Source organism: Waltera sp., assembly GCF_046969025.1.
Classification (GTDB): domain Bacteria; phylum Bacillota; class Clostridia; order Lachnospirales; family Lachnospiraceae; genus Acetatifactor; species Acetatifactor acetigignens.
This window is the reverse complement of sequence record NZ_JBKVQF010000009.1, coordinates 111,786-127,463: the sequence shown is the minus strand read 5'-3', so window position 1 is coordinate 127,463 and position 15,678 is coordinate 111,786. Positions and strand designations below refer to the sequence as shown.

Below are 15,678 nucleotides of genomic sequence, written 5' to 3'. Positions count from 1 at the left end.
ACTTATGATCATATACGTATGGATCTTTTGTTTAATATTTACGGGTTTTCTGCTTCTGTTTGGAAGGATACGGTGGGTAGAGACGGCAAAACGCCTGCTGTCCCGGACGAAAAAAGGGATGGATCAGTCGGCAAGACTGCGGGTATTGGAAAACCGGCACAAGCTGCAGGAACTACAGCGTAACAATACCTGGATCTGCCGGGTGGAAGAATTTCTCTGTTATTGCGGTATGCGGCGCAGATTTCCGGCGTGCACCCCGGAGAAATGGATCGTAGGAAATCTTCTGGGAATGACGGTGATCTTTGGAGTGTTGCTTGGAAGCAGCGGGAAATTCCAGGTAGCTTTATTGGGAATAATGATATGCGGAGCCATGGAATATCTGTTCCTGAGCACACTGCGGGCAGAAGAATTGCGGGTGACCAATGAAAATCTGCTGAAATGTCTGAATTTTCTGGGGAATTACAGTCTGACAGCGGGAGAGATCACCATGGTTCTGGGTCAGGTGAGCCGTTATGTGGAGGAGCCGTTAAAAGGAGCACTGGAGGAATGCGCATATGAAGCACAGACGACCGGAGACAGTTCGCTGGCACTTTTGTCCATGGCGGAACGAATAGAACATCCCAAGATAAAGGAACTGGCCAGAAATCTGGAGATCAGCATCCGCTACATGGCAGATCTGACCACACTGGTAGACAGCAGCAGACGTTCCGCGAGGGAGTATCTGCGCATGGAAGAGGAACGCAAAGGGATGCTTCGAGAGGCAGGTATCAATATGGCATTGCTTCTGGGAATGTCGGTATTCGCCCTGCTGACGGTGGACCGGCTGATCGATGTGTCGGTCTGGAAAATAGTGTCCGGGACTTTACCGGGGCATCTTGCAGCAGGTATCTATGGACTGATATTGTTTCTGTTTTTGCGGAAACTGTATGGTTTTCGCCGTTAGTCAGGGAGGTGTGGAGAATGAGCTGGAGAGTTATCTGGATTCCCGAACTGTTGGGAGCGGTGCTGGGGGGGATTTTTGTGTTCCGGCTGGGTATGGGAACAATGCCGAAAACAGTGTTGCATGCCTGCGAGGAAGTCACCGGAATGCTGCGGGAGAACCGAAGGTATGAAAACTGGGTTACCGGAACAGAAAAGAAATTAAGGAAAAACGGTGCAAAATTTCACTATGGGAAGAAAATTACACCGGTAAAATACCTGCTGATGCGCCTGTTTCTTTCTCTTGGAGCAGTACTGGCACTGGGAACTATCGGCTGGGGATATGCACTGCTTGCGGCAATGGGACTGTATTATGTGCCGGAACTGTTATTGCTGTACCTGAACCGACAGGACAATCGTAAGATGATGCCGGATCTGCAGCTGATCTATCAGGCACTGGAGGTACAGACCTGTGCCGGAGTCTATGTAACGGATGCCTTGACGGAATGCTGCCAGAGCGTACGGACGCAGAGATTACAGCAGGCATTGATGGAACTGTCCGGAGATCTGGTCATACAGTCGGATCTGGTTACGGCTTTGTCTGACTTCCAACAGAAATTTGACAACCGTCAGATCGATGCATTGTGCATTACCCTGATCCAGGCAGGAGAGTCGGGGCAGGCGGTAGATCTGTTGAAGGACATGGGAGAGCAGTTGAAGGATATGGAACTTACGGTGCTTCAACAGCAAAAAAGTGCTCTGGACCGTAGTATTACTTTTTATCAGCTGGGAATGCTGGGGGCGGTACTGGGAATCATTTTATATGCCTGTGTGGGATATATGTTCCGGGCAGTGGTGCAATTCTGAAATACCAATAAAACAAAACAAGAAAGGGACAAAACATGAAGAATTTACAGAGAATCTGGGGAAAAGTAAAAGAACATGCCTTACGGCAGGAGAAGGGGATCGACGGGATCCTGGTCACTGTAGGTCTGTGTATTATTGCACTGTTATTGTGCGTGGTCATGAAGGACAGTCTGACAACGTTTATACAGACCATTGTAACAGCGATGCAGACCAAAGCGGCAGATATCCTGACAGGGGTATAGGATAGGAGAGAAGATGACGGAACGAGGGAAACAGCCAGGGAACATAGGAGAGCTGATGACGATGTGCATGTGTGTGCTGGCACTGACGGTAGTGATGCTGAACTACCTGCAGAATGTGCAGCTACTCCAGGCAAAAGAGAATGTAGGACAGCTGGCGAGGGCCTATCTGCTGAAAATGGAAACGGTAGGATACCTGGAACCGGCGGAGCAGGCACACCTCACGGCAGAACTGGAGACGGCAGGACTGACAGAGATCGATTATGAGGGAAGTACTTTGGAACCTGCAGGATATGGGGAACGCATTATCCTGCAGATTCATGGAAAGCTGGGCGGACATTATGAAATACGGGAAAAGAGAGTATCGACTGCCAAAAACTGAGAACCGGCAGGAGACAGAAAAAGCAGAAAGCGGACAGGTTTCCTGGGTGCTGGGATTGTTTCTGATACTGTTTCTGGCAATTTTGTTGTATATGCAGCTGCAACTGGCAATGTACAAGGCATCCGCACGGTATCTGGAAGATGCATTGGCACTGTCCAATCTGGCATCGGCAGTCATTGATATCCGGGAGTATGGCAGCACACATAAGGTACATATCACAGATCAGGAACAGGCGTATGCGGGATATTGTTCTGCTGTCCGTGAAAATCTGGGGTTAAATGAAAATTATGAAGCAGTAAGTCACAAGTTGATTTCCGGAAAGGTAGAGATACGAAATTACATTATCTATAATGTCACGGGAACAAAAGTGCAGGTGTGGGAACGAAACGGTGACGGAAGGATCCTGGAATGGGAAGGAACCCTGGGAGAAGTGAGGACTCCGGGGGGACAGACCATTGAGAATACCGGTGTGTACAGTGAGATCACATATCCGGTGGAAGGTTTTCTGGGAATTACAGTAACTGCTGAAAAAAGTAAGCTGGTAGATGTGGTCAGTGAATATATGGGAGAGGAAACGAATGAAAAAACGGAAGATGAGTCAGGCGTGGAAGAATAGAATCTGGAACGGAAGTATCCTGGCAGCGTTTGTGGCGGCTATGGCAGTATTTGTTTTTTTGCTGCAGACAGAAAAGAGAGTGCTTACGGAATACGAAAAAGAACAGGTATGCGTGGTAACGGCAGCAATTCCCAGGGGAGAAAAAATCTCCGCGGAAAATGCAGAGCAGTATATTACAGTCATGGAAATCGACAAAAGAATTGTGCCGGAGACTGCACTGAAAAGCACAGAGGCGGCAAGCGGAAGAATAGCGGCATATGGAGTGGAACAGGGGATGGTACTGACTACAGGCATGCTGCGGGAACTGTCGGAGATCACAGAACAGATGCGGGAACCTGTTATAGCCGGATTCCGCGCCGAAGATCTGTACCAGGTAGTGGGAGGTGTCCTGCGTGCCGGAGACAGGATCCATATTTATTGTGTGGAACAGGAGGAAGAGGAACAAAACGGGAAACTGTTGTGGGAAAATGTGTTTGTCCAACAGGTGTTTGACCGGAATGGAGCTGCAATAGGCGGTGATGATGGGACAACTCCGGCACAGAGAGTAAATATCTATATGGAAAAAGAAAGGGTGGCGGACTTTTATGCTGCACTGGCACAGGGCTCCTTGCGTGTGGTCAAGGCAGAGGATACGGATAGGCAGGAGGAATGAGAATGCGGTATGGGAGATATCTGGCAGGATTACTCGTGCTGGGAATTGCGCTCCTGTTTTCGATACAGTCGGAAGCGGCAGCGAAAAAGACCATTTACAACAGTCCTTATGTTTCTTTCAGTCCGGATGGACGTGCATTTACAACCTGCGCAGGAGACCGGAATTATGTGTGGTATGCCCGGGATGACAGCACCACTGTGTATACGCAGATTCCTTCTTCGCTGAGAGATCCGGTAGTGGGAGAACATATTTATACAGAGAAACGGTATGGAGAAATCCCTGTGGGATATTGGAAAGTGGTCCACCGGCCGGGACAGTGTATTCATAATGGATATACCGGAAAAAACTGGCACGGGGTATCTTTTGGCAGACAAAAATGCATGCAGTATTATTATTCCGGCTGGAAAGCCTATTGTGCGGATTGTGGAGAAGCCATTGAAGAGTACAATATCTATATGAGCAGAGAAGCGGCGGCCTCGATACAGTACCTGGATCTGGGCAACGAAAGAAAACCGATGAGCTACTATTATCTCTGTCCGTTCTGCGACAATCTGGAGCAGGGGGTGGATCTGCCGGCACATAAATGTAAAAATATTTCCTGGAATCAGTATAAGGTCTGTTATCAGGCCAATACGGGAGGTGCATCTTATAACGGTTATATGGATGACAGTATCCATATGTACAACGATGCCATAGTCTACGAAGGCAAGACGGTCACTCCGGTGACACACCTGACAGAGAACAATTACAGCAGGACCGGATATTTGTTCGCGGGCTGGAACACAGAGCCAGATGGTTCAGGAACCACTTATGCGGATAAAGCTGCAATCGAAAATCTCAGGCAGGCGGATTGGAGAGACCGGACAACCTGGACAGATAACGATCATGGTGTAGTCAATTTATATGCACAATGGGTGCGGAGTGAAAGCACCCTTGTGCTTTATGCCAATGGAGGAAAGTATGATGACCGGGAGATATTTTCTGTAACGCAGCCATATCTTGAAAGATATCTGTTGCAGGAAGAACTGGTCTGCGCACCAGATGGGTATACAGTCTGTTTTCGTGCTAATGGCGGATCGGAGATCACTCCGGTGCAAGGGAAAAATCGGTTTGTCGAATGGAAAAAGGTGCATCCGTTCCGGGGGAGTCTGGATGGAAAGCAATATATCTTTGATGCTCCGGACGGTAATGTGGACAGGCTGACGGCAGTCTATCAGCCGGAACCTGTCACATTACCGGAGACCACCAGACCCGGGTGGTCCTTTGGAGGCTGGTATTATGACTCGGAATTCCGACGGCCGGCAGGAGGAGCGGGCGACAGCATCATACCGTCCGAAAATACGACATTGTACGCGCAATGGGTGGATCTTACCCTGCTGGCGAAAGATAACTACAAGGAAAACGAAGGAAAAGGAGCGGTGGATCTGTCCTGGGAGCAGACGGATCACAACAACAAAACGTACCTTATTTATCAGAGACTGGAAGACGGTGCCTGGATGCGGATTAATAGTGCAACGGATATCAACAGCGGAGCGGCCGTTGAACTGACCGGTATTTATGAAGCAAAGACGAGGACATATAACGTGCCGTATACCGGACTCTACGTCATAAAGGCGATGGGGGCGCAGGGACAGGGCTACGGTTCCTTTCGGGGAGGATGTGGGGGAAGTGCCTCCGGAACATTCTGGCTGCAGAGGGGGGAACAACTGACTTATGCCGTGGGTGGTCAAAACGGGTATAACAAAGGCGGCAGAGCTTCAAATTATGGAAACGGAGGAGGAATGACATCCGTGGTATCCGACCGGAAGGGAATCCTGCTGATCGCAGGAGGAGGCGGTGGAGCATCACCGGGCGGTGCAGGCGGCAAGGGTGGCAGCATGGAAAGTGTCCTCGGGCAGCAGGAAGGAGAAGCGGGTATGGCCGGAGGCGGAGCCGGATATTATGGAGGAACCGCCGGAGAGAAGATCGTGCATCACCATACGAATGACTGCTATAGAAATGCTTCTTATACACCAACATTCGGAGATTGGGAATATTTTATGTGGGGATCGAATTGCTTTGATTCCTCAGGCACAAATTCTTATCAGTATAACGGACATACCACAAGTACGGACGATGATGAGTGGAGCCGTGCCATAGTCCGGGTCGGATGGGCCAGAAACGGGAATTATCCTAAGGAACAGATGTGGAATGTTTCCGGTTATCGGGGGATTCCCACCAATGGCAATACGACATTGAATCTTTCGTATTTTTGCGATGGATGGGGATCTCTGGGTGGAAATATTGTGAATACCGACTGGCTGCCGGATGAGAAGCAGCCGTCGGAATTTGTAATCCTGGATCAAAAAGGAACAAAAATTGCACAGGGAAAATTTCGGGATTATCCTTTTTATGATAAACATGGCGGCGGAGACCCGGCAGCCAGTGATTTCCGGCAGTCCCTGCATATCTCATTACCGGAAGGAACGACACATATCTACGTGCATCTGAATTTTCATTTAAGAGGAAATGTCTGGTTTACCGCGGGAATCAGCTCACTTAGTTTCAGTGGTGGGAGAACTCTTGTATGCGGTTATACGGAAGGCCAGGTCCTATTCTCGAAGCCGGCATATGGCGGAAGCAGTTATGTAAATCCGGAATGTGCACTGCTATATGAAAGTGAAAGTGGAGTACGGAGTGGAGACGGGCTGTTGTGTCTGCAGTCAAAAGCAATAGGTTACCAGGAGACTTTACAGCTGAAGGGAGTCAGGGCAACTGATCTTGCGGCTCCCGGGAAAATTCCGGAGAACGTCGTAAGAGAAGCACTGGACAGAGAAAGAATAAGAATCTCGTGGACAGAGCCGGAGGATTACGGGACGGTATATTATCATAGAGCGGAATCTTATCTGACGGGCAGTACTTCCAAACTATGTGACTCCAATATCACAAAAAACACATTGCTTAGCGGTATCAGGGGATATTATTATCTTGTGGATCAAAACAGGGATACCGTCGTAACGGACGATGCCGGTTATTGTAAAGAACCCCATATGGAACTGGAGGTAAAGGATGGGGTGCAGTATCTGCATGTTGCCGCTGTGGATGTGGCGGGAAATGTAAGCGAGACCACACATATTTGTGTGGATGGAAAACAGATTCTGTGGAAGCTTCATACAAAACAGCTTAAGATAAACGAGGCAGAGGGCAATGTATATCCGGCGGCAGCGGACAAAACCTGGTATGTCCGGGCGGACGGAAAGACACCGTTCACGTTAACGAATGCATCTTATATGGAAGGTACAGCCAGACCGGACTATCAACTGAATGGGACAATATATGAAACGGTGACGGAGGACGGTGGCAGGGCGAGAAATATCATTGTCACACCGTCTGCGGAGATAACGGATGATGTGATCCGGACAGATGCGGAGGGACTGTCTTATGCGACTGAGGGGACCAATGTGCTGCAGCAACATTCCTATTCCTATACTTTGCGGTCACACCGGAATCAGGAACTTACCGGAGTACAGCAATTTGTCATAAGTGGAGACCGGAACGGACAAACGATTCGGGTGATTCCGGTAGCGGAAGCGGATCACGGAACAGATAAAATATATTCTGTATCTACGCAGGATCAGAAAAACGGGATCGCTCTGATCGCTGACGGAGAAGCTCCGGTCATCCGGGGGATGGAAATACTGGAGAACCGGGCACTGATCGATCGCAGAGACGGAGCTGTTACCATACGTGTTACTGCCACAGATGCTCTAAGTGGTGTGGATCATTTTACAATTGTTATCAGTAATACGGACAATGCTGTTTCTAAGACCTACCTTCCCGGAGAAGATGGCTGTATCGTGATTACAATCACAGAGGACGAACCGCTGTTCAGCGGGGATTTTACGGTACTGGGATATGCTTCGGATCATGTGGGGAATGAGAGCCGTATCTGTTACGGTACGACGGAATTTGCACTGGAAAGCAGTGTGAAACGTATTTTGGAGCCGCAGGAGCCGGTCTTCAAATGCGGCGAAAGCGGAATTCTTACCTTTACCACATGGGGATATGCGGACCGGGTGGAAGTCATTTTCCCGGAATGTATGACAGCACTGGATCCGACATTGAATAAAGTCTATGATTATACCGAAAGTCAGGGGTATCGTAAGACGGAAGAACTGGAATTTATGGTGCCTTTATATACTCCGGAGAACCAGACACAGGAAATCACAGTGCGGGCCTATAAAGGTGACAAGAGGCTGGAAGATCATCCGACGATCAGCGTGATCGGAGTGTCGGGAAATGTGTTGGATGAACTGCGTACCCGGTTACGGTAAGGAGGTATGAGAGCCTTGGAAATCGTGTTCCGGATACTGTGGTCGGTGGTTCTGGGAGGCCTTATCTATGGTAGTGCAATCTGGCTGCTGCGTGTGGAACTATCGGGAGACATCGAGAGGATGGAACCCGGAAAAGCGTGGCTTCTCGGGGGACTGGCCTGGATCAATGCAGTTGTGATTCTTGTTATAGGGGGAATGGATGGAAGACTTCCGGAAGAAAACAGACTGGTGATCCTGGGGGCACAGGGGATCCTGTGCTCCCTGCTGGCGGGAGGTTTGTTAGCGGCGGCCTGCATGGATGCTGTACACAGTTATGTGTATAATTATGTATGGTGGTGGTGCCTGCCATGGACAGGAATACTGCTGGGGCTTCCGGTGTCGGAAGCTTATATGGAGGATGGAGTGTGCAGGATTACTGACAGGTTTAGCATACAGCAGGCGGCAGCAATGGCATTGTTTGTACTCCTGCAGCAGATATTGTTTGCCCAAATGTACGGAAGAGCTGACTGTCATGCATTTTCTGTATGTGCGTTGGCAGGCTGCGCCTGGCAGGGGAATCTGTTGTGGTTTCTGATCCATATGTTATCGGCGTTGACATTGCTGGCTGCAGTACAGTTTTGCAGAAGAAATGTGACACCGGATGGAAAACTTCGTGTACCGAAGCCGTTTATTCCATATATAGTGGTAACCTTCTGGGTGCAGATCCCGGTAATGTTGTATTTGCAGAGTGGAGCTACGCATATTTATGCATAAACAGTTGCACAATTTTCAAAAAGGTGCTATAGTAATCAACGTTTAAGGACGGCTGTCGTCCGTAGAAAACAGACAGGAGGATAATATTATGAAAAAAGCAATCGCAATGTTACTTGCAACTGTAATGTGTACAGCAATGTTGACCGGCTGTGGTTCTGATTCCGCAGCAAACGAGAGCTCTCAGGCTTCCGGGAGCAGTGTGGCAGAGACTGCTGCAGCAACCACTACAGAAGTAGCAGCTACTACTGAGGCCGCTGATAAGACCGAGGGTGGCGTACTGGTATTCGGTACCAACGCAGAATTCCCTCCCTTTGAGTATGTAGGAGATGACGGAGAACCCGACGGGTTCGATGTAGCTCTGATCAAGGCTGTAGGCGAGAAACTGGGTATGGAAGTACAGGTAGAGAATATGGAGTTTGACTCTCTGGTTAGTTCCATTGGCAACAGAATCGACGGTGCTATCGCAGGAATGACCGTTACTGATGATCGTAAGGAGCAGGTAGATTTCTCCGATGCGTATTATGAAGCTGTACAGTTTGTGATCGTACCGGCAGATTCCAAGATCGCAGCTGCAGATGATCTGAAGAACAAGACCATCGGCTGTCAGCTGGGTACCACCGGTATGTTCCTGGCAGAGGATATCGAAGGTGCTACCGCACAGACTTACAACAGAGCTGTAGATGCTGTAAATGATCTGGTAAACGGCAGAGTAGACGCTGTTATCATTGATAAGAACCCTGCAGAAGTATTTAATACCAAATTCGAGGGTAAGGTTAAGATCATCGACGGTGCTGATTTCGGCTTCGAAGCTGAGGAATACGCTATCGCACTGCCTAAGGGAAGCGAGTTGGTAGAGCAGGTAAATCAGGCACTGGCTGATCTGAAGGCTGACGGTACTTTTGATGCACTGGTAGCTGAGTACATCGGTGAATAATTTTTATACAAAATATACATGAAAAAGAAGAGAATGGCTTGTGCCATTCTCTTCTTTTTGCTATATTAAGGTAGGCAACATATACAGTTTGACCAATCGTACACTTATATTTTCACAAGAAAGGCATAGGAAATAACATGCAAAATATCTGGCAACATATTTATGCAGCCTTCATTGAAGCGGACAGATGGAAGCTTTATCTGAAAGGACTGGGAGTAACCTTAGAGGTTTCTTTTTTTGCGGCACTGCTTGGTATCCTGATCGGAACCATAGCGGCATTTTTGAAATTATCCACGAGAAAGAACGGATCGAAGACCATAGCGTCCCGGATTGCAAGCGCTTATATTGATATTATCCGCGGAACTCCTACTACGGTACAGCTGTTGATCATGTGGTCCGGCATTCTGGCTACCTGTAAGAACAGCGTGTTGATCGCCAGTCTGACATTCGGTATCAATTCCGGTGCTTATGTAGCGGAGATCGTCAGAGCCGGTATCCTGGCTGTGGACAAGGGACAAATGGAAGCGGGCAGATCACTGGGACTGAACAAATTCCAGACGATGCGATATATTATCATTCCTCAGGCATTCAAGAGCATTCTGCCGCCTCTGGGCAATGAATTTATCGTGCTGATCAAGGAGACCTCTATTGTAGGTTACGTAGGAATGAGTGACCTTACCCGTGTGGCCAACCAGATGACCTCCAAGCTGTTTGATGTATTTACACCGCTGCTTGGTATTGCCTTCATCTATTTTGTACTGACCAAGGTATTGTCCATTCTGCTTGCAAAACTGGAAAGGAGACTGCGTAAGAGTGATAATCGTTAAAGATCTGCATAAAAGCTTTGAAGATAATCAGGTATTAAAAGGGGTAAATTATCATATTCACCCCGGTGAGAAGATCGTGGTGGTAGGTCCTTCCGGCTCCGGTAAGAGTACATTTTTACGCTGCCTGAACCTTTTGGAGAGACCCACCAGCGGTGAAATCTGGTTCGATGGACAGAACATCACGGATCCCAGGATTGACATTAACAAAGTTCGTCAGCATATGGGCATGGTGTTTCAGCATTTTAACCTGTTCAACAATCTGACGATCATGAACAATATAACCCTTGCTCCTGTGAAACTGAAACTGATGAGCGAGGAAGAGGCAAAAGAAAATGCCTTGAAGCTGTTAAAGAGAGTTGGACTGGAGGAAAAGGCAGATGCCTATCCGGCATCTTTAAGCGGCGGTCAGAAGCAGAGAATTGCAATTGTCAGATCTCTGGCAATGAATCCCAGAGTAATGCTGTTTGATGAGCCTACTTCCGCACTGGATCCCGAAATGGTGGGAGAGGTACTTGAAGTTATGAAAGAACTGGCAGAGAGTGGTATGACCATGGTGGTCGTGACACATGAGATGGGATTTGCCAGAGAAGTGGGTACGAAAGTGCTTTTCATGGACGGTGGTAATATCGTGGAGGAGAATACTCCCCAGGAGTTCTTCACCAATCCTAAGAGCCCAAGATTACAGGAATTCTTATCCAAAGTGCTGTAGGAACAGCATCGCATGCAAAAAATGCGGGAACGGAGATCCGGAATGATCACAATATCTTTGTGCATGATTGTAAAAAATGAAGAGCGGATCCTGAAAAGGTGTCTGGACAGTGTCAGGGATCTGGTGGATGAGATCATTATTGTGGATACAGGATCCACGGATGCCACAAAGTGGATTGCAGCCGGATACACCGATAAAATATATGATTTCACATGGAACGATGATTTCAGTGCGGCGAGAAATTTTGCATTTTCCAAAGCTACGAAGGAATATATTTACTCCGCAGATGCGGATGAGGTGCTTTCGGAAGAGAACCGGAGAAGGTTCCGACTGTTAAAGGAGACACTGCTTCCGGAGATCGAGATCGTCCAGATGAAATACGGCAATCAGCTACAGAACGGCACAGTGTATAATTTTGATGAAGAATATCGTCCAAAATTATTCCGCAGACTGCGAAACTTTGTGTGGGAAGAACCAATCCATGAAACCGTACGGCTGGAACCGGTAGTCTATGACAGCGATATTGTTATCACCCACATGCCGGAACAGAACCATGCGGGCAGAGATCTGGCAAATTTCCGCAAACAGATCGCGCAGGGAAGACGACTTTCCAGAAGATTGTACGGAATGTATGCGAGAGAACTGTTCCTGGCGGGAGAGGCAAGGAATTTTCTGGAAGCGGAAGATTATTTCCGGGCAGAAGTTTCATCCCCGGACAGAAGTGCGGATGAGATTACGGAAGGCTGTTGTGTGGTGGCCAGAGCCGCCAGACTGCGGGGAGCTGCCGTGACATTTTTCAAGTATACTTCCAAGGTGATTGCAGGGGACGGCTGTTCGGAAATCTGCTGTGAACTGGGGTATTTCTATGAAGAGACGGGAGACTTTGAGGAAGCGGCTGTCTGGTATTATAATGCAGCTTATGAAACACAGCCGGTACTGGCGCTGCGGAGTTCGGAAGAAGAACCTTTACAGGGATTGATCCGTTGTTATGAGCAGCTGGGACTTCCTGCACAGGCCCGGAGCTATGCGGAAGAATTAAAACATCGACAGAATGAACAAACAGATAACTGAAAATAAATTTTTCACACGCAAATTTGTGCCTGCACAAGGGACGAAAGTCTCTGAAAGCTTGCAGGTTTTGAGAAAGGCATGGTTATTAACATGAAGTGGGAAGAAAACGTACGTAAGGTGGTTCCTTATGTGGCAGGAGAGCAGCCGAACCGCCCGAACATGATCAAGCTGAATACGAATGAGTGTCCTTATCCTCCTGCCCCGGGAGTGCGGAAGGCAGCAGAAAACATGGAGAGTGCGGCACTGCGCTTATATCCGAATTCAAATGCGCAGCCCCTGGTGGACGAGTTGGCAGCATATTATGGTGTGAAACCGGAACAGGTATTTGTAGGTGTGGGATCCGATGATGTATTATCCATGGCATTTCTGACATTTTTCAACAGCGGAAAGCCGGTTCTGTTCCCGGATGTGACTTATTCCTTCTATGATGTATGGGCGGATCTGTATCGCATTCCGTATCATACCTGTGCGCTGGATGAGAACTGGCACATGAACCCTGAAGATTACAAACAGCCCAACGGCGGTGTGATCTTCCCGAATCCCAATGCACCTACCGGTGTGGAAGAGCCCCAGGCAATGATCGAAGAAATCTTACAGGCCAATCCGGACGTGGTAGTGATCGTGGATGAGGCTTATGTGGACTTCGGTGGCACAAGTGCACTGCCCTTGCTTAAAAAATATGAGAATCTTCTGGTAGTACAGACTTTTTCCAAATCCAGAGCCATGGCGGGAATGCGTATCGGCTTCTGTATCGGTAATGAGAAGCTGATACACTATCTGAATGATGTAAAATTCTCCTTTAACTCCTATACCATGAACCTGCCTTCCCAGGTCATGGGCGTGGAAGCGGTAAAGGATGATGCTTATTTCAAGGCCACCACGGCAAAGATCGCAGCTACCAGAGAGCGGATCAAGAAGGAACTGACGAGCCTGGGCTTTACTTTCCCGGATTCGAAAGCAAACTTTATATTTGCTTCTCATAAGGAAGTTCCCGCAGAAGAACTGTTCCGGGCTCTCCGTGAGGCTGACATCTATGTCAGACACTGGAATAAACCGAGAATTGCCAACTCCCTGCGTATCTCGGTCGGTACGGATGAGGAAATGGACCGTCTGATCGCTTTTCTGAAAGAATATCTGGAAAAGCGGGTATAATTAAAAAATAAAAGAATTGGAGTAAACACATGTTAAAAAAATATTTGATGATTTTCCTGGTATCTATGGTTCCTCTGATCGAGCTGAGAGGTGCTGTCCCTATTGCGGTTGGAATGAATCTTCCTTTGCTTCCCAGCTATATTATCTGTATTCTGGGAAATATGCTGCCGGTACCTATTATCTTCTTTTTTGCAAGAAAAGTACTGGAATGGGGTGCGGACAAGCCGGTCATCGGCAAGTTCTTTACCTTCTGCCTGGAAAAAGGACATAAAGGCGGACAAAAGCTGCAGGAAAAAGCGGGCAGAGGCCTGTTCGTGGCGCTGTTGTTGTTCGTGGGTATTCCCCTTCCCGGAACCGGTGCGTGGACCGGAACACTGGCAGCAAGTTTGTTAGACATGGATTTCAAGTCCAGTGTCATTGCAGTAATGTGCGGTGTGGTTCTGGCAGGCGTGATCATGGGATTGCTCAGCATGGGAGTATTCGGCGCATTGGGGACTATTTTCTAAAAAAACTGGAGATGCTGCAATTATGGAGAATACGGAAGAAATCTATACAGACTTTGCAAGAGTATATGACGAACTGATGGATAATACACCCTATGAAATGTGGTGCAATCGTCTGGATCAGCTGATTGCGTCCTATGGTGTATCCAGACCTACGCGGGATGCGGAAGGAATTCTGGATTCCGAGCGGAATCTGGTGGTGGATCTGGGCTGCGGCACCGGCACTTTGACAGAACTGTTATACCAAAAAGGGTATGATTGCATCGGCGTGGACAATTCTGAAGAGATGCTGGGCATTGCCATGGAGAAAAAGGTGGAGAGCGGTTCGGAGATCCTCTATCTGCATCAGGATATGCGGGAACTGGATCTGTATTCTACTGTTGGTACGGTGATCAGCGTCTGTGATTCCGTCAATTATATTTTGGAAGAAGAGGAACTTTTGCAGGTATTCCGGCTGGTGAACAATTATCTCTACCCCGGTGGCATTTTTATCTTTGATTTTAATACAGATTATAAATACCGGGAAGTCATCGGCAATACGACGATTGCGGAGAACCGGGAGGATTGCAGTTTTATCTGGGAAAATTATTATGATCCGGAAGAAGAGATCAACGAGTATGATCTGACAATCTTCGTCCAGGAAGAGGGTGATACCTTCCACAGATTTACCGAGACCCATTTGCAGAGGGGTTATACCGTAGGACAGATGAGGACACTGGTGGAACAGGCCGGACTGAAGATTCTGGAGATCATGGATTCCGATACCGGTGAGGCGGTAACGGAGACCAGTGAAAGAGTATATATCGTAGCAAAAGAGCAGCAGAAAGAGCTGTAGACAGAAAGGTACGTGGAATAAATGAAGGATTATATGGTACGTGCAACCGCGGCAAATGCGCAGATCCGAGCGTTCGCCTGCACGACAAGAGAGACGGTGGAGACCGCAAGAGTATCTCACAATACCAGCCCTGTGGTAACGGCGGCACTGGGGAGATTACTCAGCGCAGGGGCCATGATGGGAAGCATGTTAAAGGGCGATGATGAACTGATCACACTGCAGATCAAAGGAGATGGTCCGATTGGCGGACTGACAGTTACAGCAGATATGAACGGTCACGTAAAGGGCTATGCCAATGTGCCCGATGTGATCCTGCCAGCCAATGCCCAGGGGAAACTGGATGTGGGCGGTGCCGTAGGTGCAGGTGTTTTAAGCGTGATCCGCGATATGGGACTGAAGGATCCCTATGTGGGACAGATAGAGCTGCAGACCGGCGAGATTGCAGAGGATCTGACCTATTATTTTGCGGTATCCGAACAGGTACCTTCCGTGGTAGGACTTGGGGTATTGATGAACAGAGACAATACCGTGAGACAGGCAGGCGGCTTCATTGTACAGCTGATGCCCTTTGCGGAAGAGGAAATGATCAGCAAACTGGAAGAGAATATCAAGAATCTCTCTTCCGTTACTACTATGCTGGATGCCGGCAAGACTCCGGAGGGAATGCTGGAAGTACTGCTTTCCGGAATGGATCTGGAGATCACCGATACACTTCCTGTGGAATTTGCCTGCAATTGCAGCAAGGACAGAGTGAGAAAAGCACTGATCAGCATTGGCAGGGAAGAATTGCAGTCCATGATCGATGATGGAGAGACCATCGAAGTGAACTGCCACTTCTGTAATAAAAACTATAATTTTACCGTGGATGAATTGAAACAGATGATCCAGTAATGTATACAGTAAAGCG

16 protein-coding genes are annotated in these 15,678 nt (G+C 48.2%); all 16 read left to right on the top strand.

Features of this window, described 5'->3' with window-relative positions; genetic code table 11:
- Positions 1–4: 4 nt before the first annotated feature.
- The 16 genes from ACLTOH_RS06955 to hslO all read left to right on the top strand — a co-directional run bounded on the left by ACLTOH_RS06955 (position 5) and on the right by hslO (position 15,662).
- Positions 5–943 (top strand): type II secretion system F family protein, encoded by a 939-nt coding sequence (locus tag ACLTOH_RS06955; protein ID WP_022312157.1) that lies wholly within the window; start codon positions 5–7, stop codon positions 941–943.
- Between the two features lie 17 nt (positions 944–960).
- Positions 961–1,785, top strand: a complete 825-nt coding sequence (locus tag ACLTOH_RS06950; protein WP_022312158.1) for a type II secretion system F family protein — start codon at positions 961–963, stop codon at positions 1,783–1,785.
- 35 nt (positions 1,786–1,820) lie between these two features.
- The gene (locus ACLTOH_RS06945) at positions 1,821–2,027 is read left to right on the top strand and encodes a hypothetical protein (RefSeq protein WP_337545496.1); all 207 of its coding nucleotides are present in this window, start codon (positions 1,821–1,823) and stop codon (positions 2,025–2,027) included.
- A gap of 13 nt (positions 2,028–2,040) precedes the next feature.
- A complete protein-coding gene (locus ACLTOH_RS06940) occupies positions 2,041–2,406 on the top strand; it encodes a hypothetical protein (RefSeq protein ID WP_337545495.1) in 366 nt (121 codons plus the stop codon).
- Positions 2,366–3,022 (top strand): hypothetical protein, encoded by a 657-nt coding sequence (locus tag ACLTOH_RS06935; RefSeq protein ID WP_022312161.1) that lies wholly within the window; start codon positions 2,366–2,368, stop codon positions 3,020–3,022. Before ACLTOH_RS06940 ends, ACLTOH_RS06935 begins: the two co-directional genes overlap by 41 nt.
- Positions 2,985–3,674, top strand: coding sequence for an sAF domain (locus ACLTOH_RS06930; RefSeq protein WP_022312162.1), 690 nt, complete (start codon positions 2,985–2,987; stop codon positions 3,672–3,674). Before ACLTOH_RS06935 ends, ACLTOH_RS06930 begins: the two co-directional genes overlap by 38 nt.
- 2 nt (positions 3,675–3,676) lie before the next feature.
- Positions 3,677–7,987, top strand: coding sequence for an InlB B-repeat-containing protein (locus ACLTOH_RS06925; RefSeq protein WP_337545493.1), 4,311 nt, complete (start codon positions 3,677–3,679; stop codon positions 7,985–7,987).
- Positions 7,988–7,993: 6 nt separating this feature from the next.
- Positions 7,994–8,740 carry a hypothetical protein gene (locus ACLTOH_RS06920; RefSeq protein WP_337545491.1) on the top strand — a complete coding sequence of 249 codons (747 nt, stop codon included), beginning with the start codon at positions 7,994–7,996 and terminating at the stop codon, positions 8,738–8,740.
- An 88-nt stretch (positions 8,741–8,828) separates the two neighbouring features.
- Positions 8,829–9,674: a basic amino acid ABC transporter substrate-binding protein gene (locus ACLTOH_RS06915; protein WP_412223723.1), complete on the top strand. Its 846-nt coding sequence runs from the start codon at positions 8,829–8,831 to the stop codon at positions 9,672–9,674.
- 137 nt (positions 9,675–9,811) lie between these two features.
- Positions 9,812–10,501, top strand: a complete 690-nt coding sequence (locus ACLTOH_RS06910; RefSeq protein WP_022153726.1) for an amino acid ABC transporter permease — start codon at positions 9,812–9,814, stop codon at positions 10,499–10,501.
- On the top strand, positions 10,488–11,210 hold the full coding sequence (locus ACLTOH_RS06905) for an amino acid ABC transporter ATP-binding protein (protein WP_412223722.1): 723 nt from the start codon (positions 10,488–10,490) through the stop codon (positions 11,208–11,210). Before ACLTOH_RS06910 ends, ACLTOH_RS06905 begins: the two co-directional genes overlap by 14 nt.
- A gap of 42 nt (positions 11,211–11,252) precedes the next feature.
- Positions 11,253–12,281, top strand: coding sequence for a glycosyltransferase family 2 protein (locus ACLTOH_RS06900; RefSeq protein ID WP_262593980.1), 1,029 nt, complete (start codon positions 11,253–11,255; stop codon positions 12,279–12,281).
- Between the two features lie 90 nt (positions 12,282–12,371).
- Complete coding sequence (gene hisC, locus ACLTOH_RS06895) at positions 12,372–13,433, top strand: histidinol-phosphate transaminase (RefSeq protein WP_412223720.1); 1,062 nt, start codon at positions 12,372–12,374, stop codon at positions 13,431–13,433.
- A 29-nt stretch (positions 13,434–13,462) separates the two neighbouring features.
- Positions 13,463–13,939, top strand: a complete 477-nt coding sequence (locus tag ACLTOH_RS06890; protein WP_022312168.1) for a COG2426 family protein — start codon at positions 13,463–13,465, stop codon at positions 13,937–13,939.
- Positions 13,940–13,961: 22 nt separating this feature from the next.
- Positions 13,962–14,771, top strand: coding sequence for a class I SAM-dependent DNA methyltransferase (locus ACLTOH_RS06885; RefSeq protein ID WP_118669223.1), 810 nt, complete (start codon positions 13,962–13,964; stop codon positions 14,769–14,771).
- A gap of 21 nt (positions 14,772–14,792) precedes the next feature.
- Positions 14,793–15,662, top strand: coding sequence for an Hsp33 family molecular chaperone HslO (hslO, locus tag ACLTOH_RS06880; protein ID WP_412194868.1), 870 nt, complete (start codon positions 14,793–14,795; stop codon positions 15,660–15,662).
- Positions 15,663–15,678 lie beyond the last annotated feature (16 nt).

Excerpts from the sequence above, each read along its gene's own strand:
- ACLTOH_RS06920 (WP_337545491.1), top strand. The coding sequence starts at position 7,994 with ATGAGAGCCTTGGAAATCGTGTTCCGGATACTGTGGTCGGTGGTTCTG.
- ACLTOH_RS06950 (WP_022312158.1), top strand. The coding sequence starts at position 961 with ATGAGCTGGAGAGTTATCTGGATTCCCGAACTGTTGGGAGCGGTGCTG.
- ACLTOH_RS06885 (WP_118669223.1), top strand. The coding sequence starts at position 13,962 with ATGGAGAATACGGAAGAAATCTATACAGACTTTGCAAGAGTATATGAC.
- hisC (WP_412223720.1), top strand. The coding sequence starts at position 12,372 with ATGAAGTGGGAAGAAAACGTACGTAAGGTGGTTCCTTATGTGGCAGGA.
- ACLTOH_RS06955 (WP_022312157.1), top strand. The coding sequence starts at position 5 with ATGATCATATACGTATGGATCTTTTGTTTAATATTTACGGGTTTTCTG.
- ACLTOH_RS06900 (WP_262593980.1), top strand. The coding sequence starts at position 11,253 with ATGATCACAATATCTTTGTGCATGATTGTAAAAAATGAAGAGCGGATC.
- hslO (WP_412194868.1), top strand. The coding sequence starts at position 14,793 with ATGAAGGATTATATGGTACGTGCAACCGCGGCAAATGCGCAGATCCGA.
- ACLTOH_RS06890 (WP_022312168.1), top strand. The coding sequence starts at position 13,463 with ATGTTAAAAAAATATTTGATGATTTTCCTGGTATCTATGGTTCCTCTG.
- ACLTOH_RS06925 (WP_337545493.1), top strand. The coding sequence starts at position 3,677 with ATGCGGTATGGGAGATATCTGGCAGGATTACTCGTGCTGGGAATTGCG.
- ACLTOH_RS06935 (WP_022312161.1), top strand. The coding sequence starts at position 2,366 with ATGAAATACGGGAAAAGAGAGTATCGACTGCCAAAAACTGAGAACCGG.
- ACLTOH_RS06945 (WP_337545496.1), top strand. The coding sequence starts at position 1,821 with ATGAAGAATTTACAGAGAATCTGGGGAAAAGTAAAAGAACATGCCTTA.
- ACLTOH_RS06930 (WP_022312162.1), top strand. The coding sequence starts at position 2,985 with ATGAAAAAACGGAAGATGAGTCAGGCGTGGAAGAATAGAATCTGGAAC.
- ACLTOH_RS06910 (WP_022153726.1), top strand. The coding sequence starts at position 9,812 with ATGCAAAATATCTGGCAACATATTTATGCAGCCTTCATTGAAGCGGAC.
- ACLTOH_RS06940 (WP_337545495.1), top strand. The coding sequence starts at position 2,041 with ATGACGGAACGAGGGAAACAGCCAGGGAACATAGGAGAGCTGATGACG.
- ACLTOH_RS06915 (WP_412223723.1), top strand. The coding sequence starts at position 8,829 with ATGAAAAAAGCAATCGCAATGTTACTTGCAACTGTAATGTGTACAGCA.